The 23,874-nt window shown below is 70.0% G+C and carries 22 protein-coding genes; 11 read left to right on the forward strand and 11 right to left on the reverse strand.

Features of this window, described 5'->3' with window-relative positions:
- Positions 1–101: 101 nt before the first annotated feature.
- The gene (locus ACZ5GT_RS19010) at positions 102–1,184 is read right to left on the reverse strand and encodes a hypothetical protein (protein ID WP_469024980.1); all 1,083 of its coding nucleotides are present in this window, start codon (positions 1,182–1,184) and stop codon (positions 102–104) included.
- Positions 1,185–1,472: 288 nt separating this feature from the next.
- Between ACZ5GT_RS19010 and ACZ5GT_RS19015 the strand changes: the two genes are divergently transcribed.
- Positions 1,473–2,309, forward strand: a complete 837-nt coding sequence (locus tag ACZ5GT_RS19015) for a helix-turn-helix domain-containing protein (RefSeq protein WP_469024985.1) — start codon at positions 1,473–1,475, stop codon at positions 2,307–2,309.
- Complete coding sequence (locus ACZ5GT_RS19020; protein ID WP_469024988.1) at positions 2,306–2,509, forward strand: DUF397 domain-containing protein; 204 nt, start codon at positions 2,306–2,308, stop codon at positions 2,507–2,509. The genes ACZ5GT_RS19015 and ACZ5GT_RS19020 overlap by 4 nt, the downstream gene beginning before the upstream one ends.
- Before the next feature lie 58 nt (positions 2,510–2,567).
- On the opposite strand, the gene ACZ5GT_RS19025 is transcribed toward ACZ5GT_RS19020, so the two are convergent.
- Positions 2,568–3,017 (reverse strand): GNAT family N-acetyltransferase, encoded by a 450-nt coding sequence (locus tag ACZ5GT_RS19025; protein ID WP_469024991.1) that lies wholly within the window; start codon positions 3,015–3,017, stop codon positions 2,568–2,570.
- 257 nt (positions 3,018–3,274) lie between these two features.
- Between ACZ5GT_RS19025 and ACZ5GT_RS19030 the strand changes: the two genes are divergently transcribed.
- From ACZ5GT_RS19030 to ACZ5GT_RS19040, 3 genes are all read left to right on the forward strand, one after another.
- Positions 3,275–3,727, forward strand: coding sequence for a Fur family transcriptional regulator (locus tag ACZ5GT_RS19030; protein ID WP_469025248.1), 453 nt, complete (start codon positions 3,275–3,277; stop codon positions 3,725–3,727).
- Between the two features lie 49 nt (positions 3,728–3,776).
- Positions 3,777–5,975, forward strand: coding sequence for a catalase/peroxidase HPI (gene katG, locus ACZ5GT_RS19035; protein WP_469025250.1), 2,199 nt, complete (start codon positions 3,777–3,779; stop codon positions 5,973–5,975).
- A gap of 73 nt (positions 5,976–6,048) precedes the next feature.
- The gene (locus tag ACZ5GT_RS19040; RefSeq protein ID WP_398279997.1) at positions 6,049–6,351 is read left to right on the forward strand and encodes a hypothetical protein; all 303 of its coding nucleotides are present in this window, start codon (positions 6,049–6,051) and stop codon (positions 6,349–6,351) included.
- Between the two features lie 165 nt (positions 6,352–6,516).
- Here the strand turns inward: ACZ5GT_RS19040 and ACZ5GT_RS19045 are convergent, their stop codons facing one another.
- A complete protein-coding gene (locus ACZ5GT_RS19045; RefSeq protein ID WP_469024996.1) occupies positions 6,517–8,397 on the reverse strand; it encodes a coagulation factor 5/8 type domain-containing protein in 1,881 nt (626 codons plus the stop codon).
- Between the two features lie 319 nt (positions 8,398–8,716).
- Between ACZ5GT_RS19045 and ACZ5GT_RS19050 the strand changes: the two genes are divergently transcribed.
- Genes ACZ5GT_RS19050 through ACZ5GT_RS19065 form a run of 4 tightly spaced genes read left to right on the forward strand, consistent with a single transcriptional unit; the run spans position 8,717 to position 13,298 of the window.
- Entirely contained in the window at positions 8,717–10,033 is a 1,317-nt protein-coding gene (locus ACZ5GT_RS19050; RefSeq protein WP_469024999.1) for an ABC transporter substrate-binding protein, read from the forward strand.
- Positions 10,034–10,043: 10 nt separating this feature from the next.
- Positions 10,044–11,039 carry a carbohydrate ABC transporter permease gene (locus tag ACZ5GT_RS19055; protein WP_469025002.1) on the forward strand — a complete coding sequence of 332 codons (996 nt, stop codon included), beginning with the start codon at positions 10,044–10,046 and terminating at the stop codon, positions 11,037–11,039.
- A complete protein-coding gene (locus tag ACZ5GT_RS19060) occupies positions 11,032–11,886 on the forward strand; it encodes a carbohydrate ABC transporter permease (protein ID WP_469025005.1) in 855 nt (284 codons plus the stop codon). Before ACZ5GT_RS19055 ends, ACZ5GT_RS19060 begins: the two co-directional genes overlap by 8 nt.
- A gap of 53 nt (positions 11,887–11,939) precedes the next feature.
- Entirely contained in the window at positions 11,940–13,298 is a 1,359-nt protein-coding gene (locus tag ACZ5GT_RS19065; protein WP_469025012.1) for a GH1 family beta-glucosidase, read from the forward strand.
- Positions 13,299–13,341: 43 nt separating this feature from the next.
- On the opposite strand, the gene ACZ5GT_RS19070 is transcribed toward ACZ5GT_RS19065, so the two are convergent.
- The 3 genes from ACZ5GT_RS19070 to ACZ5GT_RS19080 form a co-directional block, all read right to left on the reverse strand.
- Entirely contained in the window at positions 13,342–14,094 is a 753-nt protein-coding gene (locus ACZ5GT_RS19070; RefSeq protein WP_469025019.1) for a YwiC-like family protein, read from the reverse strand.
- A 178-nt stretch (positions 14,095–14,272) separates the two neighbouring features.
- A complete protein-coding gene (locus ACZ5GT_RS19075; protein ID WP_469025026.1) occupies positions 14,273–15,124 on the reverse strand; it encodes a DsbA family protein in 852 nt (283 codons plus the stop codon).
- A 152-nt stretch (positions 15,125–15,276) separates the two neighbouring features.
- Positions 15,277–15,834, reverse strand: a complete 558-nt coding sequence (locus ACZ5GT_RS19080; RefSeq protein ID WP_469025030.1) for a hypothetical protein — start codon at positions 15,832–15,834, stop codon at positions 15,277–15,279.
- A 321-nt stretch (positions 15,835–16,155) separates the two neighbouring features.
- Here ACZ5GT_RS19080 and ACZ5GT_RS19085 point away from each other — a divergent pair, with 321 nt between their 5' ends.
- Positions 16,156–17,718: an alpha-L-arabinofuranosidase B gene (locus ACZ5GT_RS19085; protein ID WP_469025033.1), complete on the forward strand. Its 1,563-nt coding sequence runs from the start codon at positions 16,156–16,158 to the stop codon at positions 17,716–17,718.
- 83 nt (positions 17,719–17,801) lie between these two features.
- Here the strand turns inward: ACZ5GT_RS19085 and ACZ5GT_RS19090 are convergent, their stop codons facing one another.
- From ACZ5GT_RS19090 to ACZ5GT_RS19110, 5 genes are all read right to left on the reverse strand, one after another.
- Positions 17,802–18,617 carry a class I SAM-dependent methyltransferase gene (locus ACZ5GT_RS19090; RefSeq protein WP_469025253.1) on the reverse strand — a complete coding sequence of 272 codons (816 nt, stop codon included), beginning with the start codon at positions 18,615–18,617 and terminating at the stop codon, positions 17,802–17,804.
- A 114-nt stretch (positions 18,618–18,731) separates the two neighbouring features.
- Entirely contained in the window at positions 18,732–19,700 is a 969-nt protein-coding gene (locus tag ACZ5GT_RS19095) for an SUKH-3 domain-containing protein (protein WP_469025035.1), read from the reverse strand.
- Positions 19,701–19,915: 215 nt separating this feature from the next.
- On the reverse strand, positions 19,916–20,521 hold the full coding sequence (locus tag ACZ5GT_RS19100) for a hypothetical protein (protein WP_469025037.1): 606 nt from the start codon (positions 20,519–20,521) through the stop codon (positions 19,916–19,918).
- A 37-nt stretch (positions 20,522–20,558) separates the two neighbouring features.
- Positions 20,559–20,954: a hypothetical protein gene (locus ACZ5GT_RS19105; RefSeq protein ID WP_469025040.1), complete on the reverse strand. Its 396-nt coding sequence runs from the start codon at positions 20,952–20,954 to the stop codon at positions 20,559–20,561.
- Between the two features lie 26 nt (positions 20,955–20,980).
- Positions 20,981–22,561, reverse strand: a complete 1,581-nt coding sequence (locus ACZ5GT_RS19110; protein ID WP_469025043.1) for a putative T7SS-secreted protein — start codon at positions 22,559–22,561, stop codon at positions 20,981–20,983.
- 402 nt (positions 22,562–22,963) lie between these two features.
- Here ACZ5GT_RS19110 and ACZ5GT_RS19115 point away from each other — a divergent pair, with 402 nt between their 5' ends.
- Positions 22,964–23,746, forward strand: a complete 783-nt coding sequence (locus tag ACZ5GT_RS19115) for a hypothetical protein (RefSeq protein WP_469025046.1) — start codon at positions 22,964–22,966, stop codon at positions 23,744–23,746.
- Positions 23,747–23,874: the final 128 nt, after the last annotated feature.

Consider the following 23,874-nt stretch of genomic DNA (forward strand, 5'->3'; position numbering starts at 1 on the left):
GTACCGGGCGGTCGGGTGCTCTGTACGGGGTGGTACGCGAGGGAGAGACGGCTGACGGACGGCCGCACCCCCGCGACGGTGCTGCCCGGCGGCCGGGCCGGTCAACGGGCCAGGACGAGTACGAGGACGACGAGGGCGACGACCGCCGCCACGGCCAGGAAGACCTTCCTCCGTCCCTCCTCCGACACCTTCCGACGGACGACGAGTTGTCCGTCGGCGCTTCGGAAGATGTAGAACTCCAGGTTGCCGGAGCCGGGCGGCGTCGCCCTGACGACCGTGAGCCGTTGGATCACGGTCTTGCGGTCCTTCTCTCCCTTCCACAGCCGCAGGTGCGGTTCGAGGGCCGAGCGGTGCTCGGGGGAGAGGTCGTCGGGAAGCGGATCGTGAGCGTCGAGCCGGTCCTCGCGCCAGCCGCCCGAGTCCAGTTCCGATGCCACCTGCCGGGGCCGTGGGACGGGGGGCGGCACGTTCTTGGGTTGTGAGGTCCACTTGATCCGTCCCGCTGTCCAGGACGTCAGGTTCCCGTGCCCGTGACAGGTATTGCACTCGACGGTGCCTGCTTTCCCGCACGGTGTGCAGGGGATGCGCCCACTCGCCTGACACTCCGGGCATCTGACCTTCCCCCAGCCCCGGCACCGGGGGCACGCGCTGTCGGGTGTCCCGCAGGCCTCGCACTTCACCCGCTCGTCGGGCCGGTCGGCCCGGCCCGGCTCGGGCGGTCGGCGCCGGGTGCCGGGCAGTCCGCGGTCGTGCTTGACGGTCTGCGTGCATGCGGTGACGCCCTGGCACACGGTGCATACCTGGGCCGGCTCGCACGGGCGGTACTTCTTGCCGTCGCAGTCGGCGCACTGCCGTCGGCCGTTGCCGCAGTCGCAGGACCTGAGATGCACCGTGCCGCGCTGGACCAGTTCGAGCGGCTGGTCGATGGGCTTGTCGTGTGGGCCGAGCTCGTAGTCCCGCAGCACGTCGTAGAGCGGTCGCTCCGAGAGGCCGACGGTGCCGGGCTCGTGCCGTACCCCCTCGGTGCGCTCTTCGACGCATCGGGTGACGCTGCCTTCGAGCAGGTGCAGGCGGGTGAGGTCGAAATCCGCAGCGGACGGACCAGGACGCCTGCTCCGGCCGCGTGCCAGGAACTTGTCGAGTGCCGCACGCACCTCGTCGTCGGACGGATCGCTGGCTGCCACCCCGTAACTCACTCCCCCAAGTCGCGCCTCTCCCGCCCGAGAAAGGGGCCGGACCGGTGCCGAGCCACACCAGTGTGACGGGACAGGGCCCGCCGCAAAAGGGCGCGCACTGGCGGGAGTTCACGAGCCGTGGCCGCCGAACAGCGGGCAGCGCGTCGGGCCTCGACTCGTGCCCGGGGCACGGCGTGACCTGTGGTGATGCCGCGGCGTTAACCCTTCGGGGCGGGCGCGACCCCTGTGTCCGGCGAGGTGCGGCAAGAGGTGGGCAGGGCGGTGACCGTGAGGGACGTGGAAGCGGGACAGCGGCAGCAGCGGCCGGAGGACGAGCCGGCGACGGGCGTGGTGACCGCGTTCGGGCGGCAGTTGAAGCTGCTGCGGGTACGGGCGGGGATGGACAGGGCGGAGTTCGGCAAACAAGTCGGCTACTCGGCGGACATGGTCGCGTCGATCGAGCAGGGGAGGCGGATTCCGCAGGCCCGGTTCATCGAGCGGGCGGACGAGGTGCTGGGTGCCGGCGGCTTGCTCACGGCGCTGAGGGAGGAGGTGGGACGGGCTCAATATCCGGCCTACTTCAGGGACGCGGCTCGCTTGGAGGCTCGGGCTGCTGGCTTGAACCTCTACGCGGTCTACGCGGTTCCGGGCTTGTTGCAGACAGAGGACTACGCACGAGCCGTCTTCCAGATGCAGCGCCCTTTGCTGCCCGACGACACCATCGAACAGCGCTTGGAAGCCCGCCTGGCTCGACAAGAGGTCTTCAGTCGGCGGCCTGCGCCGCTGATGAGCTTCGTGATCGAAGAGGCGGTTCTGCGGCGGCCGCTGGGCGGCCGGGGGGTCATGCGTGGAGCCTTGGAACAAGTCCTGCTGACAGCCCAGTTGAGGCATGTTGAAGTGCAGGTGATGCCGACCGACCGCGAGGACAATGCCGCCTTGGGCGGCCCCTTCACGCTGATCGACACGGACAAGGGCCAGCGGATCGCGTACGCAGAGGTACAGGACGACAGTCGGCTCTACACCGAGGTGTCCAAGGTGCGTGAGCTGGAGGCCCGGTATGGCATCCTCCGATCACAGGCCTTGACGCCGAGCGAGTCAACAGCCTTCATCAAGAAACTGATGGGAGAGCCATGAGCGTTCGCATAGCGCACGCCGTGCCAGAATCCGCCTGGTTCAAGAGCAGCTACAGCACAGGTGGCGGCGGCGAATGCGTGGAAGTCGCTGCCACTTCCGGAGCCGTCCTCGTCAGGGACTCGAAGCGGCCCGCAGCGGCCCGGCTCGCCTTCGGTCCCGAAGCGTGGACTGACTTCGTACGGCTGGCTGCTGGGCGCTGAACCGGCTGACTTCCGATGCTTGGGGCCCGGTGCGCGCGTCGCACCGGGCCCCAACGCGTCAACTGTCGTCCCACCCCTTCTCCCGGCGGGTCGTCCGCCAGGCGCGGGTGAGTCGGCCTGTGAGGCGGCCCGGCAGGTGTTCGCAGAGGGGGCCGCCCCGGGGGAAGGGGACCGCCGTCTCCTCGGTCATCGCGGCGAAGAAGCGGCGGCCCGGGCGGGTCTGGAGCGTGGTGGTCCAGCGGTGGTCAGGGCAGCGCGCGAGCAGGGCGAGCACGAGCTCGCGTCCGAAACCCTCGCGTCGGCGTTCGTCGACGACCCGCACGTCCAGGATGCGTCCGGCCCGGCAGACGCCGCAGGCGCGGAAGCGCAGCCGGCCGATCTCGGTGCCGCGCAGGTCGCGGAGCACCACCTCGGACGTGACGCACCGGTCCGCGGGCGCCGGCCCTTCCGGCCGCGGCGCCCGGCGGTGGCGGGAGAAGGCCGGCCGCACAGCTCGATCGCCTCTCATGGCGTTCTCGTGGCGTGCCGCTCCGGAGGCGGAGGCGACGCACGCGTACCACTATGGCGAACGGGTGACCGATCGGTGAAGCCTCTCGGCGACGGCGAAGCCCGGCGCTGCTCGGGTGCCAGGGTCGAGGGAAGGCATGCCCTCGGCGGGACGGCATTCTTCAGCTCGATCTTCAACTTGATCTCTTCCAGAACTTGATTGATTCCAGGAAAGGGACAAGACTGCGGCTTGTGACCGCGACTTCGGACTTCGAGCGCATGTTGCGAGCGGCCGCCCTCCGGGTGACGCGCCCTCGGCTGGCGGTGCTGTCCGCGGTGCACGGTCATCCGCACGCCGACACGGACGCGATCACCCGCATCGCGCGTGAACACCTCGGCGCGGTGTCCCACCAGGCCGTCTACGACGTGCTGCGGGTGCTGACCGCGGCCGGTCTGCTGCGGCGCATCGAGCCGCCCGGCTCCGTCGCGCGCTACGAGGCGCGGGTCGGGGACAACCACCACCACCTCGTGTGCCGGTCCTGCGGGGTCATCGCCGACGTCGACTGCGCCGTCGGCAGCGCGCCCTGCCTGACCGCCTCCGACGATCAGGGCTTCGTCGTCGACGAGGCCGAGATCGTCTACTGGGGCCTGTGCCCCGACTGCTCCGACCGTTCCATCGATTCCATCCGTTCCACCAGTTCCACCGCACCGGTTACTGAGCACACTCTTTGATCCATGGAGGATTCCCGTGGCCGACAGTCCTGACGCCGTAGTGGGAGAGATGAACGACGAGAGCGCGGGAGGCTGCCCGGTCCACGCCGGACGCTTCAGCCACCCGACCGAGGGCGGAAGCAACCGTGACTGGTGGCCGAACCAGCTCAACCTGGCGGTTCTGCGCAAGCACTCCTCCGCGTCCGATCCGATGGGCGGCGACTTCGACTACGCCGCCGAGTTCCAGAGCCTCGACCTCGACGCCCTGGCCAGGGACGTCGACGAGGTGCTGACCACCTCCCAGGAGTGGTGGCCGGCCGACTTCGGCAATTACGGGCCGCTGATCATCCGCATGGCCTGGCACAGCGCGGGCACGTACCGCGTCCACGACGGCCGCGGCGGCGCCGGCGCGGGCATGCAGCGGTTCGCGCCGCTCAACAGCTGGCCCGACAACGCCAACCTCGACAAGGCGCGCCGTGTGCTGTGGCCGGTGAAGAAGAAGTACGGCCGCAAGATCTCCTGGGCCGACCTGATGATCTTCGCGGGCAACCGTGCCCTGGAGACCATGGGCTTCAAGACCTTCGGCTTCGCCGGCGGCCGGGCGGACGTCTGGGAGCCCGACGAGGACGTCTACTGGGGCCCCGAGCGCACCTGGCTCGGCGACGAGCGCTACAGCGGCGACCGCGAGCTGGAGAGCCCGCTGGCCGCCGTCCAGATGGGCCTCATCTACGTCAACCCGGAGGGCCCCAACGGCAACCCGGACCCGCTCGCCGCGGCCCGCGACATCCGTGAGACCTTCGCCCGCATGGCGATGAACGACGAGGAGACCGTCGCGCTCATCGCCGGCGGCCACACCTTCGGCAAGACCCACGGCGCCGGCCCCGCGGACGCCGTCGGCCCCGAGCCCGAGGCCGCGCCCCTGGAGGAGCAGGGCCTGGGCTGGAAGAGCAGCTACGGCAGCGGCAAGGGCGGCGACGCGATCACCAGCGGCCTTGAGGTCACCTGGACGCCGACCCCGACGACCTGGGACAACAGCTTCTTCGAGACGCTGTTCGGGTACGAGTGGGAGCTGTTCGACAGCCCCGCCGGCGCCAAGCAGTGGCGGCCGAAGGACGGCGCCGGGGCCGGTACCGTCCCGGAGGCCCACGACCCGTCGAAGAAGCGCGAGCCGCGCATGCTCACCACGGACCTCTCGCTGCGCTTCGACCCCGTCTACGAGCAGATCTCCCGGCGCTTCCTGGAGAACCCGGACCAGTTCGCGGACGCCTTCGCCCGCGCCTGGTTCAAGCTCACGCACCGCGACATGGGCCCGATCCAGCGCTACCTCGGCCCGCTGGTGCCGCAGGAGACGCTGGTGTGGCAGGACCCGATCCCGGCCGTCGACCACGAGCTCGTGGACGCCGACGACGTCGCGGCGCTCAAGGGCAAGATCCTCGACTCGGGTCTGTCCGTCGGGCAGCTGGTGTCCACCGCCTGGGCGTCGGCCTCGTCGTTCCGCGGCAGCGACAAGCGCGGCGGCGCCAACGGCGCCCGGATCCGCCTCGCCCCGCAGCGGGAGTGGGAGGTCAACGACCCCGACGCCCTCGCCACGGTGCTGAGCACCCTCGAGGGCATCCAGGAGTCCTTCAACTCCTCGCAGACCGGCGGCAAGAAGATCTCGCTCGCCGACCTGATCGTCCTCGCCGGCTGCGCGGGCGTGGAGCAGGCCGCGAAGAACGCCGGCTTCGACATCCAGGTCCCGTTCACGCCGGGCCGTATGGACGCCTCGCAGGAGCAGACGGACGTCGAGTCCTTCGCGCAGATGGAGCCGGCCGCGGACGGCTTCCGCAACTACCGCGGCAAGGGCAACCGGCTGCCGTCGGAGTACCTCCTGCTCGACCGCGCGAACCTGCTCACGCTGACCGCGCCCGAGACGACGGTCCTGGTGGGCGGCCTGCGCGTGCTGGGCGCCAACCACCAGGGCTCCCAGCTCGGCGTGTTCACCCCGACGCCCGAGTCGCTGACGAACGACTTCTTCGTCAACCTGCTCGACATGGGCATCGAGTGGAAGCCGACGTCGGAGGACGCGGAGACCTTCGAGGGCCGTGACCGTGCCACGGGCGAGCTGAAGTGGTCCGGCAGCCGCGTCGACCTGGTCTTCGGCTCGAACTCCGAGCTGCGTGCCGTCGCCGAGGTCTACGCCAGCGACGACGCCAAGGAGAAGTTCGTCAAGGACTTCGTCGCCGCCTGGGACAAGGTCATGAACCTGGACCGGTTCGACCTGGCCTGATCCCCACCGTCCACACCGCGCGCCGGCCCCGTCGGCGCGCGGTGTGGCATTTGTCGACCTAAGCTCCCTTTGTGTGGCACACACCTTCGAAGAGCTGGTGGAGAAGCAGCGGGCCGCCGACCAGGCGCACAACCGCGTCGAGGAGCTGCGGGAGACCTACGGGCCGCCGACCCTGGAGGGTGGCTGGACGCAGCGGCAGACCGACACCTACGAGACGGCATGGCGGGCCTGGCGCGACCTCGCCCGCGACGTCCAGGCCTCGGTGACCGAGTACGCCAAGGCCGAGGACGTCTCCCGCAGCGACGTCGAGGCCGACCTGAAGAAGGCCGTACGGCACCCCGACGGCGAAAGGGAAGGCGAAGGCGGCGCGGCGTAGGCGGAGCCGCCTTCGGGGACACGGGTCAGCTCGGCCTCACACATGCGCCCAGCTCTGCGAGGACGCCCCGGACTGCCGTCCGACACCTGGGCGCCCCCGGACCCGGTGCCCGTGCCCTTGCCCGGCACGGCGGCCCCGCCCACGCGCGGGCGGGCCCGCCCCGGCTCACGGGTACGACACCACCGTGGACGGCACCGTCGACGTGCCCGATGTCGGCGCCCCGGTCTCGTTGATCACGTGCTCGTACTGGCCGTTGCCGCCGAGGGAGACGACGAGCAGGTCGTGGAAGCGCACTCCCGGCCGGTCCGGGGCGGAGAAGCCGTGGTGCTGCGTGATCGTCGGGTCGACGTTGTAGTAGCAGTAGCTGCCCAGGCCCCAGCCCTCGTGCTCGGTCACGCCGTCGCCGACCTTGTAGGCGGCGTAGCCCTTGACGGACCCGTTCTGGATCGCGGCCTGGTCCGGGGCGTCGTACGCCTTCTCGTTCTGGAAGAAGATGGTGCGGCCGCGTCCGCCGTACCACTGCACGTCGTACTTGTTGAAGTGCTCCACGAACAGACCGGTGCACAGCACGTCGTCGCCGTTCACGATGAGTCCGTAGTCGGCCCGGTTGGTCTCCCAGCCGACGCCGGTGCCGTGGTCGGCGCGCCAGATCCAGGTGTGATCGACGATGGTGTGCCGGCTGTTGACGACGATGCTGGTGGTGGCCTTGCCGGCGCCGGCGCCGCCGATCCGGACGAAGACGTCCTGCACGGTGGTGGGGTCGGCCGAGTGGTCCCGCGAGGCGCCCCGCGGCCCGATCTCCAGCAGGGTCCGGGAGTTGACCGGGCCCGCGTCGATGAGGAACCCGGCCAGCCGGACCCCGTCGACGTCGGCGACCCGCATCGCCGTGACGCCGTTGTCGGGGACGATCGTGGCGTAGCCGAGGCCGAGGACGACCGTGCCGGGGCGGTTCACCTGGACCGGCCGGTCGACGTGGTAGATGCCCGGGGTGAGCAGCAGGTGCAGGCCCTGGGCGAGCGCCTGGTTGAGGGTGGCGGCCGAGTCGCCCGGCCTGGCGACGTAGAACCGGGACAGCGGCAGCGAGGTGCCGCGCGGCGTGCCGTTGCCCCAGCTGACGCCGCGCGCGTCGGTCCGCTTCGCGGGCAGGAAGACGCGGAACTCGCCGCTGCCGCCCACGTGGAGGAAGGGCTTCTCCCGGGAGACGGGGGTGGTGTCGAGCGTGGTGTACGGCGGGTTCGGGAAGCTCTGCGCGGGGGCGCCCTCGACACCCGAGAAGACCATGTTCCAGACGCCGTTGAGCCAGCTGCCGATCGCGCTGTCGCGGGTGTACCACTGCTGCTGCGAGTACGGGGCGACCTGGCCCTCGATGCGGCTGTCCGCGATGTAGCCGCCGCTCGCCCAACCGTAGCCGGACGGTGCGAGGTTGAGGCCACCGCGTACGTGCATGCGGCGGAAGGGGGCCGCCTGCGCCACCGCCCACCGGTTGGTGCCGTTCGCCGGGACGAGGGCGAGGTTCTCCGCCGAACGCCAGAAATTCTGCGTGGCGTTGCCGCCGAACCAGCCGGCGTCGACCGTGACGTCGCCGTTGATCGTCGTGTCGTCGGGGGAGAGGCCGAGCCCGGCGATGGAGGTGTAGAAGCCCAGTTGGGCGTTGAGACCCTGATAGGTGCCGGGCTTGAACAGCAGCGCGTAGCGGCCGGTGCCGAACTGGGCCGACTCCTGCCGCTGGAACACCTCGTCCAGCCTGGCCTGGATGTCCGGCATGGACGGGTCGAAGACCAGGACGTTCGGGCCGAGGGCGCCCCCGCCGGGGAGGCGGCGCGGCTTCCTCCGCCCGGCCGGGGCGGCGGCCGCGGTGTCGCCCGTCCCGCCCGCGGCCCCCGTGGCGTGGTCCGTCCCGCCTGCGGCGGCCGCGGCCGTGGACAGGCCCAGGACCGCGGGGGCCGAAACGGCCGCGGCGCCGAGGACGGTTCTGCGGCCGATGGCGCGGCCTGTGACGGGCGCGGCCGTGGGACCTCGGTCGGGCGTGGGGCGGCTGTCAGGCATGGGCGGCTCTCCTGTTCAGGAAGTGAACACGGCGTCGGTTTGGGAGCGCTCTCTCGCCGGTGAATGCTTCAACTGCCGGAACGGGCGCGTCAAGAGGCGTGACCGGAGTTCCGTGCCGCCGCAAGGGCGGGGCGGGGAGTTCCGCGCCACCGCAAAGGGCGGGGCGAGGAGTGCCGTGTGGCGTGCGGCGGTCCGGCAAGCGCTGCCGGACCCCTTGACGACCGCATCCCTTGAGGTTTAACTCACGTCCTAAATTAAGTCATGACGGCCCTGAACGCACGACGTCATGAGTTGCCACCCCGAAGGGACACCGGGAGCCATGCGCAGCAACCGAGCCGCGGCCGTAGGCGCCGTCACCCTCTCACTCGCCCTCGCGGCCACGGCCTGCGGAGGCGGTTCGGCCACTGGCGGCGGGTCGAACGACTCGCCCAAGACCCTCACCTACTGGGCGTCCAACCAGGGCGCGAGCATCGCGGTCGACAAGAAGGTGCTCCAGCCCGAACTCGACAAGTTCGAGAGACAGACCGGCATCAAGGTGAAGCTGGAGGTCGTGCCCTGGTCCGACCTGCTCAACCGGATCCTCACCGCGACCACCTCCGGCCAGGGCCCCGACGTCCTCAACATCGGCAACACCTGGAGCGCCTCCCTGCAGGCCACGGGCGCGCTGCTGCCCTGGGACGCGAAGAACCTCGCGAAGATCGGCGGCAAGGACCGCTTCGTCGACTCCGCCCTCGGCTCGACCGGCGCGGCCGGCCAGGACCCGGCCGCCGTGCCGCTGTACTCGATGGCGTACGCGCTCTACTACAACAAGAAGATCTTCGCCGACGCCGGGATCGAGCAACCGCCCGCCACCTGGGACGAGTTGATTGCCGACGGCAAGAAGATCAAGGCGACGGGCAAGCAGGCGCTGGGCGCGGAGGGCTCCAACGTGTCGGAGAACATCCACCACGTCTTCGTCTTCGCCGAGCAGCACGGAGCCGACTTCTTCACCCCCGACGGCAGACCCGACTTCACCGGCGACAAGGTGGTCGCCGCGGTCGAGCAGTACGTCGGCCTGATGGCCAAGGACAAGGTCATCCCGCCCGGCAACGCCGAGTACGCGCAGAACCAGTCCGTCAGCGACTTCGCCAAGGGCCGGACGGCCATGCTGCTGTGGCAGTCCGCCGCCGCCAACCTCGCGTCCCAGGGCATGGACGCGGCCGACTACGGCATCGCGCCCGTCCCCGTCCGGTCCGGCACCCCCGGCACCGGAACCCAGGTCAACTCCATGGTCGCCGGCATCAACCTCGCCGTCTTCAAGAACACCGACAACCTCGACGGCGCCACCCGGTTCGTGAAGTTCATGACCGGCGACGAGGAACAGAAGATCCTCAACAAGGCCTACAGCTCCATCCCGCCGGTCAAGTCAGCCCAGTCCGACGCCGCGTTCAGCGCCCCCGCCACCACGGTGCTGAAGGACACCCTCGCCACGAGCGCCGCCGCCCTGCCCCAGGTCGCCGACGAGTCCCAGTTCGAGACCGCCGTCGGCACCGCGGTCAAGGAACTGTTCGCCGACGCGGCCGCCGGACGCCCGGTCACCACCGAGTCGGTGAGAGCCCGACTCGCCAAGGCCCAGCAGCAGATGCCCGCGAAGTGAGCCCGAGCCGATGACGATCACCGCCACCGGGCGGGCCGCTCGCAAGACCGTGCGCAGGACCCCTCCCGGTGCGGCGCGAAGCCCCCGCCGCACCGGACGGCTGCGCCGCGCCGGACTGCCCTACCTGCTGCTCCTGCCCGCCCTGGCCCTCGAACTCCTCGTCCACTTGGTGCCGATGGTGATCGGCATCGCGATGAGCTTCAAGCAGCTCACCCAGTTCACCCTCCGCGACTGGGGCGCCGCCCCCTGGTCCGGATTCGACAACTACCGCGTCTCCGTGGACGTCGACGCTCCCGTCGGTGAGGCGCTGCTGCACTCGTTCCTCGTCACCGTCGCCTTCACCCTGCTGTCCGTCGCTCTGTGCTGGGCCGTCGGGACGGCGGCGGCGGTCTTCATGCAGGACGCCTTCCGCGGGCGCGGACTGCTCAGGGCCCTGTTCCTGGTGCCGTACGCCCTGCCGGTCTACGCCGCCGTCATCACCTGGGTGTTCATGTTCCAGCACGACAACGGCCTGGTGAACCACGTCCTGCACGACCAGCTGCACCTCACCGGACGGCCGTCCTTCTGGCTCATCGGCGACAACAGTTTCTACGCCCTGCTCACCGTCTCGGTGTGGAAGGGCTGGCCGTTCGCCTTCCTCATCGTGACGGCCGGCCTGCAGAACATCCCCCGGGAGCTGTACGAGGCGGCCGCCCTGGACGGCGCCGGGATGTGGCAGCGGATCCGCCGCATCACCCTGCCGTCCCTGCGCCCGGTCAACCAGGTTCTCGTCCTGGTGCTGTTCCTGTGGACGTTCAACGACTTCAACACACCGTACGTCCTGTTCGGCAGGGCTGCCCCGCAGGCCGCCGACCTGATCTCCGTGCACATCTACCAGGCGTCCTTCGTCACCTGGAACTTCGGCACCGGCTCGGCGATGTCCGTCCTGCTGCTGCTCTTCCTGCTCCTGGTCACCGGCGTCTACCTGGCCGTCACCTCACGCGAACGGAGGACCGGCCGTGCCTGACTCCCCGACGGCCCCGCCCCGCTCCTTCCTGTGGTCGCGGCGGATCTTCCTCACCCTGCTCAGCGGCTTCGTCCTGCTGCCGGTGTACGTCATGGTGTCCAGTTCGCTGAAGCCGCTCGGGGACGTCTCCGGCGAGTTCCGCTGGCTGCCCAGCGGCCTGACCGTACGGCCGTACATCGACATCTGGTCGACCGTCCCGCTCGCCCGGTACTTCGTGAACTCCCTGGTCGTGGCGGGCGCGGCGACCGTCTGCTCGGTGGTGATCGCGGTGTTCGCCGCCTACGCGGTCAGCCGCCACTCCTTCCGCGGCAGGCGCGTCTTCACGGTCACCGTGCTGTCCACACAGATGTTCCCCGGCATCCTCTTCCTGCTCCCGCTGTTCCTGATCTACGTCAACATCGGCCAGACCACCGGCATCGCCCTGTTCGGCTCCCGCGGTGGCCTGATCCTGACGTACCTGACCTTCTCCCTGCCGTTCTCGATCTGGATGCTGATCGGGTACTTCGACTCGGTGCCGCGCGACCTGGACGAGGCGGCGCTGGTGGACGGCTGCGGCCCGCTCGGCGCGCTCTTCCGCGTGGTCGTGCCGGCCGCGGTCCCCGGCATCGTCGCCGTCGCCGTCTACGCCTTCATGACCGCCTGGGGCGAGGTGCTGTTCGCCTCGGTGATGACCAACGACACCACCCGCACCCTCGCCGTCGGCCTCCAGGGCTACTCGACCCTCAACGACGTCTACTGGAACCAGATCATGGCCGCCTCGCTGGTCGTCAGCGTGCCCGTGGTCGCCGGTTTCCTGCTGCTCCAGCGCTACCTCGTCGCCGGTCTGACGGCCGGGGCCGTCAAATGACCCGTACCAGTGATCCGTACCAGTGACCCGTAGCCGTATGTGAAGGGACTTCCGTGACCATCGACCTCGCCGCACTCGCGCCCGACTTCCTGTGGGGGACGGCCACATCGGCGTACCAGATCGAGGGAGCCGTCGCGGAGGACGGCCGCTCCCCGTCGATCTGGGACACCTTCTCGCACACCCCCGGAAAGATCGCGGGCAACGACCACGGAGACATCGCCTGCGACCACTACCACCGCTGGCGCGAGGACATCGCCCTCATGCGGCGGCTGTGCGTCAACGCCTACCGGTTGTCGATCGCCTGGCCGCGCGTCCTGCCCGGCGGCGACGGCCCGGCCAACCCCAAGGGCCTCGCCTTCTACGACGAGTTGACCGACGGCCTGCTCCAGGCGGGGATCACCCCGTCCGTCACCCTCTACCACTGGGACCTGCCCCAGGTGCTGCAGGACCGCGGCGGCTGGCCCGAGCGGGACACGGCCCTGGCGTTCGCCGAGTACGCCTCCGCCGTCGCCGAACGCCTGGGCGACCGCGTCACCCACTGGGCGACCCTCAACGAGCCCTCCTGCTCGGCGTGGATCGGCCACCTGGAAGGCACGATGGCCCCCGGCTGGACCGACCTGACGGCCGCCGTCCGCGCCTCCTACCACCTGCTGCTGGGCCACGGCCTCGCCGTACAGGCGATCCGCGCCGCCGCCCCCGGCGCCGAGGTCGGCATCGTCAACAACCTCTCCACCGTGCACGCCGCGACCGACCGCGACGAGGACGTCCGGGCGGCACGCCGGCTGGACGGCCACGTCAACCGCTGGTGGCTGGACCCCGTCCACGGCCGCGGCTTCCCGGCGGACATGCGCGAGGTGTACGGCGTCGAACTCCCCGAGAGGCAGGGCGACATGGCGGTGATCGCAGCCCCGCTGGACTGGCTCGGCCTGAACTACTACTTCCCGGTCACCGTCGCCGACGACCCCGCCGCCCCGCCGCCCCGCGTCCGCACGGTCCGCCGCCTCGGCGTCCCGCGCACCGGCATGGACTGGGAGGTCGACGCGAGTGGCATCGAGACCCTGCTGCTGCGCCTCACCGACGAATACGGTCCGCGCCGGATCCACGTCACCGAGAACGGCTCCGCCTACCCGGACGTCGTGCGCCCGGACGGCACCGTCCACGATCCCGAGCGCCAGGACTACCTGGAACGCCACCTCGCCGCCTGCGCCTCCGCCGCCCGCAAGGGTGCCCCGCTGGCCGGCTACTTCGCCTGGTCGCTGCTCGACAACTTCGAGTGGGCCTACGGCTACGACAAGCGCTTCGGCCTGGTCCACGTCGACTACCGCACCCAGGCGCGCACCATCAAGGGCAGCGGACACCGGTACGCGGAGATCGTGCGGGCGCACCGGGAACGGGGGCGCCGGGCGGCGTGAGGCGAGGGCGGGTGATGGGCGTGAGGGCGTCGTAGGGGCGTCGTCACCCGAAGGACAGCAGCAGCGCGGTGAGGAGCAGCACGGACAGCACCGCCTCCCCGGCCCCGACCGCGCTCACCCGCACCCGGCCGAGCGCCGGCACGGCCAGCGCCCGCCCCAGGCACACCGCGAAGAACCCGGCGAGCCAGGGTCCGAGGACGGCGGCCGCGACGCCGAGCGCCACGGCGTGGTAGCCGCCCGAGGCCCACCGGTAGGAGGCGCTGCCCCGCTCACGGATCATGGTCTTGACGTAGAGGACGGTGCCCGCGAAGTACAGCAGGCAGGCCAGCGTCGGCCTCCAGGCGTCCGCGATCCCGCCCCCGCCGAGCAGCAGGGCGACCGGCAGCATGCCGCACGCCGGGACGACCGCGGCGAGCCCGTTGACCAGGGCCCGCTCACGGTTGCGCCAGGCGTACCGGCAGTTCACGGCGAGGAACGGCGCGGCGCAGACGGCGGCGAGCAGCAGCCAGGGCGCGTGCACGACGAGGGCGACGCCGCACGGCGCCAGTGCCGCCGTGAACACCCGCACCGGACGCGTGTGACGGGCGGCGGCTCCGGGATTGCGGGAGTTGTGCCGCAGCCGCAGCCACTGCTGGACGTGGAAGACGGCGAGGTAGCCGAGGAGCCAGGCGAGCAGCAGCAGGGCGTGCCACGGCGTCGGGTCCCCCAGCAGCATGCCCGCCAGGAACGGCACGACCAGCATCGCCCAGGCTCCGTGCTGGTTCGGAAGCCAGCGCCGTACGGCACGCGAAGACATCTGTGCTGTCCATCCTCCTCCGGGGCTGTACGGACGTGGCTTCCTCAGCCGGGTGTCCGCGATGACACGGCGGACCCGGCGTGCTCAGCCTGGCATTCGGCAGGGCACGGCGGACCAGGCCATTGGTCCCGGACCACCGGGACCTTCGCCGCCCCTTCCGCCGGGCGGGCGAGCCGAGTCATCCCGCAGCCGCCGCCTGCTCCACCGCCTGGGTGAAGGCCGCCGCGCTGACCGGCTCACCGGTGCTGTCGAGGACGTTGACGGTGCGCCCGTCGACCTTGACCGTCGGGGTGCCGGTGGCGTCGCTGTCGTAGAACGCGTCCGCCACCTTCGCCGCCCAGGGCAGGTAAGTGCCCTCCTTGACGGCCTTGTTGAAGGCGGGCGTCCGCAGCCCCGGCACCTTGCCGGCGATCTCCAGCAGCTTGGCGCTGCTGCCGAAGGTGTCCGTGCTCTCGTCCTTCGGCTGGGCGGCGTACAGCGCGTCGTGGAACGCTTTGAACTTGCCGACGCTCTCGTCGAGCGCCGCGCCCAGCGCCGCCAGCCCGGTCTGCGACCCCTGACCGCCGAGCCGCTTGTCGAGGAACGCGGCCATGTGGAACTCGACCTTGACCTTCCCGGAGTCCACCATCGAGGCCAGCGTGGCGTCCAGGTCCTTCTCGAACGCGGCGCAGTACGGGCAGCGCAGGTCCTCGTACACCTGGACGGTGGTCGGAGCGCCGGCTTTCCCCCAGGTGATCATGGTGCCGCCGGGACCGCCGGCGTGGGCCGGCGTGACGAGCTTCGCGCTCGCCTTGCCACCCCCGGACGGGGAATCGGACCCGTCGCCCGCGGCGAGCCCGATGCCGATACCGGCGGCCAGGGCGAGCACGACGGCGACGCCGCCGACGACGACGGCCCGCCGCCGGAACGCCCGCTGCCGCGCCTCGCTCTGCCGCAGAGCGGCCACATGCTCGTGCCGGCGCTCGTCACGCGCCGTGGCGTTGCGGACGGGCGGGGTCTTCTTCACCGAAACGGTCTTCTTCGCGGCCATGGCCCCGACGCTAGGGGCGCGGCGGCAGGGGGCGGTACGGCCCTATGGGGCGGCGCGGAGGGCTGTGGGTCCCGGGGGAGCCGGGACCTTCGGCGCACGTCCGAACGGGGTGGGCCGCCCTTTGCCCGGCCCACCGCTGCGCTACTGGAGGCTCACTGCCGGCAGGTGGCCTCGTCGCCGCCACCGCCGTCCGCCGTGCTGCCGACCGACACCGCGTAGGCGATTCCCTTGCCCACCTTGGGCGTCGGCGACCAGCCACCGGGCTTGAAGTCGACGTTGAGCAGCAGGTGCCGCTTCTTTTCGGTCTTGGACCAGCAGACGCCCGCCACGGACCCGGACTCCGCCCCGGGGTCCGGGTCGTGCTCGGCCTGCCAGCCGGCCGCGGCGGCTGCCCTGGTGTAGTAGGCGATGACGTCGACGGGCTTGCCGGGGAAGGCGTACAGACGGTCCGCGTGCAGCCAGGGCTCCCCGGCGCTGTCGTCGTCGCATGCGGTGCTCACGCCCACGCCGCGGTAGTTGGCGGGTGCCGTGGCGCCGGCAGGCGCCGCGTCGAGCAGTGGCTGTGCGGCCAGCCGCTCGAGTTCGGCTTCCGTGCCGTGACAGCCGCCGTCGCCGCCGATGACGGAGCATGCGCCCAGGAAGGCGGCCGGCAGCAGGAGGGCCGCTGCCAGCCCCGCGCGGGTGAAGGCGGACGATGGTGCGGAGGACAACGGCGCTCCTAGGAGTCGGGAATCACGTCGGGAGCCGGTGACCGGCCGCGGTGGGTCGGCTTCCGGTGGCCGAAGTATCGGACGTGCGCGAGATGTTGACACCCTTCTGGGGCTTCATATCATCAATGCTTGTCCGTCACTGCGACCATTGTTCGAGATTTCGTCACCCCTGATCGTCGCTCCGGCGGCTCCGGGTGCGCGCGGCAGCAGGTCTCGGCCTACTTCGAAGATCAGGAATGACATGTCCGTGACATTGCCGGTCGCGTCCGGCTCCTCGACGGTGGGACGCCGTCGAGTCCCCACGTCCCCAGGAGATGATCCATGCCTGTGACTTCCGCCCGCTTACGACGCTGGGTCAGAGGACTTGCCCCGCTGGCGCTGGTCGCCGCCCTGTTCGGCGCGCAGACGTCCGCCGGCCACAGCGCCGAGGCCGCCGGCTCGCTCCCCTGCGATCTGTACGCCTCCGGCGGCACGCCCTGCGTGGCCGCGCACAGCATGACCCGCGCCCTGTACTCCTCCTACAACGGCCGCCTGTACCAGGTGAAACGCGCCTCCGACGGCGCCACCCGGGACATCGGCGTGCTCAGCGCGGGCGGTTACGCCGACGCCGCCGCGCAGGACTCGTTCTGCGCGGGGACGAGCTGCCTGATCACCGTCATCTACGACCAGTCCGGCCGCGGCAACCACCTCACCCAGGCACCGCCCGGAGGCTTCTCCGGCCCCGCCGCGGGTGGCTACGACAACCTGGCCGAAGCGTCCGCCGCACCGGTCACCGTCGGCGGCCACAAGGCCTACGGCGTCTTCATCGCCCCCGGCACCGGATACCGCGACAACAACACCAACGGCATCGCCACCGGCGACCAGCCGGAAGGCATGTACGCGATCCTCGACGGCACGCACTACAACGGCGGCTGCTGCTTCGACTACGGCAACGCCGAGACCAACAGCCGGGACAACGGCAACGGCACCATGGAGGCCATCTACTTCGGCAACATCAAGGTCTGGGGCTACGGCACCGGCAACGGCCCCTGGGTGATGGCGGACCTGGAGAACGGACTGTTCTCCGGGGTCAACGCGGGCTACAACGCCAACGACCCCAGCGTCAGCCACCGGTTCCTCACCGCCATCGTCAAGGGCGAGCCGAACCACTGGGCGATCCGCGGCGGCAACGCCCAGTCCGGCGGCCTGTCCACCTTCTACAACGGAACGCGCCCCAACGTCGCGGGCTACAACCCGATGAAGAAGGAAGGCGCGATCATCCTCGGCATCGGCGGCGACAACAGCAACGGCTCCGCCGGCACCTTCTACGAGGGCGTCATGACGTCCGGCTACCCCTCGGACGCCACCGAGAACGCCGTACAGTCCAACATCAACTCGGTCGGCTACACGGCGTCCGCCACGCCGGGCGGACTCACACCCGGCTCGAAGGTGTCGCTGCGGGCCACCACCTCCTGCTGCACCACCCAGTACCTCAAGCACAACAGCGCCGACGCCTACGCCGCCATCTCCACGGTCACCTCGTCCAGCGCGTCCGCCGACAAGAGCGCGGCCACCTGGACCGTGCGGGCGGGCCTCGGCGACGCCTCCTGCGTCTCCTTCGAGTCCGTCGACAAACCGGGCCAGTACCTGCGCCACTACGACTTCCGGCTGCGCATCGACAGCAACGACGGCAGCGGAGTGTTCAGGCAGGACGCTACGTTCTGCCCCCAGGCGGGCCACAACGGCCAGGGCGTCTCGCTCCGTTCCGCCAACTACCCGAGCGACTTCGTACGCCACTACAGCAACAACGCCTACGTCGCGAGCGACGGCGGCTCCCACACCTGGGACGCCACCACCCTCTGGTCCGACGACACCAGCTGGGCCGTGTCCTCCCCCTGGGCCTGACACCCACCCGCAACTCCCGCAACCCGGCCGTGCCACCCGCCCCGGTGGCACGGCCGTGGCGCGGCGAACAAGCGGGATGCGCTCTACCGGCGGACCGCCGAGATCAGTCCGCCGGGCCGCTCCTCCTGCCGCGGCGGGGTGCTGATCGGGCGGCCGTAGGCGGCAGCGCGCTCGCGCAGGGTGTGGCTGTCGGCCTCCCAGCCGTGCCCGGCCAGCCAGCCCACCGGGTCGTCGGGCATCTCCGAGACCCACATGGACGCCGCCGATCCCGGCACGGCGTCCGCGCCGAAGCGCTCGATCACGCCGCGCGAGCCCAATGTCAGCCCCATCCGACTGCCTGCCGCCGACTGCGCACTGATCCGGGCCAGCAGTAGCTCCACCGTCTCCTCGGGCAGATAGATCAGCAGACCTTCGGCGATCCACGCGGTCGGCGCGGTCGGGTCGTGCCCTGCGGCGGCCAGCGCGGCCGGCCAGTCCTCACGCAGATCCACCGCGACGGTCGTCCGCTCGCAACGTGCGACGGCCCGCTCCCGGCGCAGCACCGAAGCCTTGAAGTCCAGTGGGGCGGCGGTGTCGACCTCGAACAGCCGGGTGCCCTCGGGCCAGTCCATCCGGAATGCCCGGCTGTCCATGCCCGCCCCGAGCAGCACGACCTGCCGGACCCCGGACGCGGAGGCCCGCCGCAACAGGTCGTCGAGGAACTTCGTCCTGATGACGATGGAGAACGACACGGCCAGCCGGCGGCGCCGCGCGGCCTCGTCGTCGGGCAGCGGCGGCGAGGAGGGCCACAGGCCGCCGGCGGCGGCGAAGGCCCGTGCCAGTGGGTCGCGGAACAGCGCGTCCTCGCGCTCGGTCTCCAGCGCCCGCACCCTGGCCACCCCCACCGCCGTCGCCCACACTCCCGACGGCCGCCCCCGCTCCTGCTCATCGACCACCGCACCAGCCTAGGTGATCTGTTCCGCCGGCCCGTAGGAGACGCCAGGCGCCGTGACCCGCACGGCGCCCGGAAGTCGTCAGCGGTCGCCCAGCGGCCGTACCAGCTTCCGCACCGCTTCGTCAGGTGTGGGCGCCAGAACCCGGACACTGTCCATGCCGGCGTAGACCGTGCCGTCCTCCGCCATGCCCAGGTACTGGTTCCCGCGGTCGCGCATACCGAGGGGATACAGACTGTCGACGCCGGCCTGCTCGGCGAGGTCGTCGATGATCTCCGCGTCGAACTGCGCCAGCAGTGGATCCAGTTGGAACTCCGCCCACCGCAGCGGGGCCGACACGTCGCGGTAGGGCATGCCCACGGCGCCGAACTCGGACAGGAAGCGGCGTGCCGCGTCGTGCATCTCGAACTCGCCGGTCTGCAGGAGCAGGCTCTCCCAGGTCTCCGTGGGGATCGACCGGCCCGGGTACCAGCCTCCCGCCCGCAGCACCCGCTCCGTCTCCACCGGCCAGCGCCGCCCGGCGCCCGCGCCCGTCTCCACCGTGTCGAGCCGCCGCCAGAACGGCGAGGTAACCACCGGTTCCACGGGCTTCCACAGGTCCGAGTGCGCGCTCTGCAACGTCACCAGCCGGTCCAGCGCCTGGTCGAACCCCCGCGCGACCGGTTCCACCCGGTCCCGTACAAGGCACAGCGATTCGTCCTCGGTGATGCCCAGGAAACTGGCCCCCTCGTCCGCCGTGCCCACCGGACAGACAGCCGACCCCACTTCCCGGCTCGCCCACGCGAACCGCTCGTCCTGCCACGCGGCCGCAAGCGGATCGAACCGGATCGCTGACGAGGTCACCGTCGTATCGGCGGGCCAGCCGTACGTCACCAGCCCACCGAACTCGGACAGGAACCGGCGCGCCGCGTCGTGCACCACGAAGGAGCCGCGTTCGCTCAGAACCGCCTCCCAGGTCGCCGTCGGCACCGAACGGCCGGGACGCCAGCCCACCCTGCGCAGCACGCCTTCAGTCCGCGGAGACCAGCCCCGACCCGGAATCTCGGTCACTCACACCACCGCCCGTACGCCCAGCATGTCGAGACCTTTCGGCAGGGCATCCAACTGCTGTGTGATGTTCTCGCGTCCGTCCCCCAGCTGGACTCGAAGTTGCGGAGGGCGTCGTTGACGCTGCGGTCGCCGATGTCCTCCGGCTGCCGTAGCTCCCCAGTGCGAGAGCGGGAGCGCGAGGTCGCTCTTGCCCTCGCCGATGTGGGAATCCCCTGTCAGATGAAACGGAATGTGCTGGTCACAGCGTCGAAGATGTCATGGAAAGCATCGGCCAGATCCAGTACTGGGCTGGCTCCCGAGACGAGCACGATCTGGTCGGTGGCTCCCGGAACAGGGATGTACGTCTGGGTCAGCACCATGCGAAGGGCACGGCTGTCGCCCCGGGCCACGGGTACGTCCTCGACACCGAACGTGCGTGCGGCAGGTCCGACTTCGGGGATGTCGACGGTGGTGACCTTGCGCCAGGCATCACCTTCGCGGCGAGGAGTGATGGCCCGCAGGCTCTCGGCGATGGCACGGGGATCGGTGGACAGAGCCGCGCCCTGCCTGTCCTTCGCACCGAGTACCGAGACGGTGAGGGTGGCGGACAGAGGCACTCCCTCGAAGTTCTCCGCCATGCAGCCCAGATAGAGGGCACCGGAGTCGTAGGCGTCGGTGGCCATCCTGCGGAGCATGCCGGTGAGGTCCGCGCGGTAGGGTGCCAACTCGGGTGTTTCCACCACCCGTTCGTCGACCAGGGAACGGATTGTCGCATCGCGGCCCTCCGGACGGATGTTGAACTCCCACCAGGAGTCCGGGACGGCGATGGAGAAGCTTCGCATCAGATCTGCATTCCTCTTCTTCGCTACGGCCGGGATGTCATCCCAGATCCATGCCGAGATCCTGTGTCGCGATTTCCATCAGCCTGCGGTCCGGCACGGTGGGCGCCGTGTAGTTCGACTGCCTGATGTGTGCGACGAAATCAGCAGGGAGGGCCACATGGTACTTGCTCACGTAGTGAGCAAGATCCTCGCGCCAGAGCCAGGCCCCATCCGTATAGAGGGAGCCGATGCCCGTCAGGAGGGGGGCGTCGGGATCCAGTACGTCAGGTCCGGCGCTCATCTCGCTCCAAATCCCCGTGCCGCTCCTCAGGTAACCGACGATTTTGCTCTCGTCCGGCTCACCCGCCGTTCTGACGGCATCCTTGATCGAGCCGTCGACGGGAAGGTTCCAGCCGGGTGAGAGTTCGGAGAAGAATCCTGCGGTGCAAATCATGGCAGCTCCTCGTTGGTGTCGCCGTCTTAGGCCATCGGCAGAAAGGTCAGCCATACGCCGCCGTCCTTGATCGTCGGGGTGAAGGGCCCCTCACCGAAGCTGGGAACACCCACCGCGTTGGTCGGCGCTTTCACGGGAACTCCCAGAGAGTTCGCCATCTCCTGGATCACGTGAGGCTGCGCAGCTCCGGAGTGACAGGTCAGCATTCTGATCGGTTCACCGTTGTATCCCGGTATTCGGTTGATTGTATCGAGGACGTGGTTGGGGTTGACGATGTGGCCACCCGCCCTCAGTCCCGCACGGTTCGCCTCCCCGGCGACCATACTGCCGTCCCTGGTGCCATGAATGATCACGTCCTGGTATCCGGGAAGACGCTTCGCGACATCGAAGTTCCTGAGCGTTGCGGGGTCGTATCCGATAGCGGTCGCCCCGTCCTTGTGGTAGATGGGAATGTCGGACGGCAGTGCGTCGTCGGCCGCTCTGCCAGGAGGGCCGACGTGCGGGGACTCCGCTTTCCACCATCGGCTCTTTCCCATCGACGTGAAGGTGGAGAAGCGGACGTTCCGCAGCTCGCGAATGCTGTTTGCGAGATTCTTCAGGCCGCCGCCGATTCCGCCCATGAAGCCGGCACCGAGAGCGCGCAGCCCGCCTGCCTTCCACAGCTTTCCGAGTTTTGCGAGGCTGGTGAAGCCTTTTGTAGCGGGTATGCAGTCCAGGACTGCGAAGAGCAGGTCACCCCATCCTGCTTGGCCCTTGAGCATTTTGCGTATGGTGTCGGCCAGTACGACGAGGGCGGCAGCGAAGACGAGCCATCCCAGCGGGCCGCCCACGATCATCACGATGATGCCAACGACGGTCACCACCCATTTGCAGACGGTGACGATCTCGTCCCAGTGGTCGGAGACCCAGTCGCCGGCCTCCTCCCACCAGTGCCGGTTGGGGATGCCGGCGTCGGACGCCTCGTGGAGCTTGGCCACCGTGCGGCGGGCAGCGTCCTCGCGCAGGCCCTTGGCCTGGTTCGCCAGCTTCTTGGCCGCTTCCAATGCGCTCCGCGCGTTGTTGACGTCCTGTTGGGCAGCGACCTGCCGGGCCTGGGCATGCCGCACGTTGCGGGTTGCGCGCCGTACCTCGGCCTCATCGGGTTGGGGGACGTTCTTGCCGTCGTTCTTGCCCGGGTCGTAGGAGTCCGCTTTCTCGGTCGCTGTGCGAACCCAGTCGTTCGCGCCGGACAAGGCCGTCTGCGCGGTGCTGAGTTCGTCGCGGGCCTTGCGGCCGTCTCGCAGGGCCTTGTCCGCCTTCTCCTGAGCGTGCTCCAAGTCGGGCCAGAACGAGGCGAGGGCGTCGCCTGCCATTTCGTAGGACTTCTTGAGCTTCTTCAGCTTCTTGGGCACGTCCGCGAATTCTTCGGCGAAACGATCCGCGGTCTTGCCCGCCCAGGAGAGAACCTCGTCCTCCTTGGCCAACCCCTTGATATCCCGTAAGGCGTCCGCCACGTCTTCGGCGAAGCCGTGCAGGGTGCCCGCCAGTTTCTTGATGCGCTGCGGGTCGCCCGGCGTCGGATCCTTGTCCAGATCGAGTATGTGCCAGTCCGCCGGCCTGTAGGACATACGTCTCCCCGTAGCACCGCAAAGCCTGCACCAGGACAGGCGCGTCTGAAGGTACCGGATGTGGATCATCCTGGCACAGGGCGGATCTTAGTGTGGCTACGGTCAAGCGGGTGGGCGGGTGGAGCAATGCTCAAGACCTGTGGACCGTCCTCGGGATGGGCGCCTCGCGCAATGCGGAGGGCGACCTTCCCGAGTGGTCGCCGGATGGCCGGAACGAGACGGGTTACCGTTCCGGCCGGGCCGTGCGTTGACGACTTCCACAACGCTCCGGACAAGGTGGAACCCATGACGCGAAGCGAGAACTCACATGGTGGCGCGCTCACGGACGCCGCTTACCGCGAGGATGTCCGCCACCCTCTACGCACGCAGCCAGGGACCCATCCCTGGCACAGGAGCCGCCCTGTGCACCCTGGATCCGTCCTGCCCGCCATGCCCGGCGCGACGCCCGTCTCCGGCCTGGAGTCGGCGTGGCGCTGGTCGCCGATCCCGGTGTTCACCTTCACCGCCGCACTCTCCACCGGCGGAAAGCACAACCTCCAGGTCAACGTGCGGGGCCCCTACGACGAGGGACTCGTCACGGCGCTGCTCGCCCATGCGAGGGCGCACGACGGCGAGTTCGTCGGACAGGGGCGGCCCCTGGTGGGCATCGGAGGCTTCCGGTATCCCGGGTCCGGGTTCGACACGGTGGGCGTGGCGACGGCCGAGGCGCACGGCTACCACGCCACGCAGAATCCCGGACTCTCAGCCGTCACCTACGCCGTCTTCCCGGCCTACGCCTGTGAGATCTCCGGCCGGGAGAGCGAAGAGGAGGCCTGGGGGCGGTTCCGCAAGATGCTCCAGCCGAACAAGCTGGACCGCGCCCCCGTGCCGTTCGTCAAGATGCGCTACGACAACGTCCGGACCCGCAGCGCGAGCAAGGGCGATGCCCGTGGCTTTGCTGCCCTGGCCACTCTCGTACGGGAACTGGGGCTGCTTGAGGACGCTTCCGGCAGTTTCGTCGAGTGGGAGAACCGGCACGGCGGCATCTGGCGCGCGGACAGCACCAGCGACGGCATCCTGCTGACGTACGACGGGACGCGGGAATCGGTCGACACCGGGCGACTGCAGGGCGTTGCCCGCAACAGTGTGCAGCGCACGGTCGATCTGCCTTCACTGCCGGATTCAGGGAGTTGCGCGTGGATGTGACGGGGTGTCTTGGGTGTGACCTTCTGCACGGGCGCCGGGGGTTGCCCGGGGGTGTCGTGCACGAGACCGCTGCTTGGGTGGTGAACCACGTCGTCGGTCCGATGAACCTCGGCACGCTGATCGTGGGA

The organism is Streptomyces sp. NPDC031340 (assembly GCF_055569945.1).

What these genes read in the sequence shown, in the direction of transcription:
- katG (WP_469025250.1), top strand. Translation starts at nt 3,777, where the DNA reads ATGAACGACGAGAGCGCGGGAGGCTGCCCGGTCCACGCCGGACGCTTC.
- ACZ5GT_RS19105 (WP_469025040.1), bottom strand. Translation starts at nt 20,954, where the DNA reads ATGATTTGCACCGCAGGATTCTTCTCCGAACTCTCACCCGGCTGGAAC.
- ACZ5GT_RS19020 (WP_469024988.1), top strand. Translation starts at nt 2,306, where the DNA reads ATGAGCGTTCGCATAGCGCACGCCGTGCCAGAATCCGCCTGGTTCAAG.
- ACZ5GT_RS19050 (WP_469024999.1), top strand. Translation starts at nt 8,717, where the DNA reads ATGCGCAGCAACCGAGCCGCGGCCGTAGGCGCCGTCACCCTCTCACTC.
- ACZ5GT_RS19030 (WP_469025248.1), top strand. Translation starts at nt 3,275, where the DNA reads ATGTTGCGAGCGGCCGCCCTCCGGGTGACGCGCCCTCGGCTGGCGGTG.
- ACZ5GT_RS19110 (WP_469025043.1), bottom strand. Translation starts at nt 22,561, where the DNA reads ATGTCCTACAGGCCGGCGGACTGGCACATACTCGATCTGGACAAGGAT.
- ACZ5GT_RS19075 (WP_469025026.1), bottom strand. Translation starts at nt 15,124, where the DNA reads ATGGCCGCGAAGAAGACCGTTTCGGTGAAGAAGACCCCGCCCGTCCGC.
- ACZ5GT_RS19025 (WP_469024991.1), bottom strand. Translation starts at nt 3,017, where the DNA reads ATGAGAGGCGATCGAGCTGTGCGGCCGGCCTTCTCCCGCCACCGCCGG.
- ACZ5GT_RS19100 (WP_469025037.1), bottom strand. Translation starts at nt 20,521, where the DNA reads ATGCGAAGCTTCTCCATCGCCGTCCCGGACTCCTGGTGGGAGTTCAAC.
- ACZ5GT_RS19085 (WP_469025033.1), top strand. Translation starts at nt 16,156, where the DNA reads ATGCCTGTGACTTCCGCCCGCTTACGACGCTGGGTCAGAGGACTTGCC.
- ACZ5GT_RS19045 (WP_469024996.1), bottom strand. Translation starts at nt 8,397, where the DNA reads ATGCCTGACAGCCGCCCCACGCCCGACCGAGGTCCCACGGCCGCGCCC.
- ACZ5GT_RS19070 (WP_469025019.1), bottom strand. Translation starts at nt 14,094, where the DNA reads ATGTCTTCGCGTGCCGTACGGCGCTGGCTTCCGAACCAGCACGGAGCC.
- ACZ5GT_RS19055 (WP_469025002.1), top strand. Translation starts at nt 10,044, where the DNA reads ATGACGATCACCGCCACCGGGCGGGCCGCTCGCAAGACCGTGCGCAGG.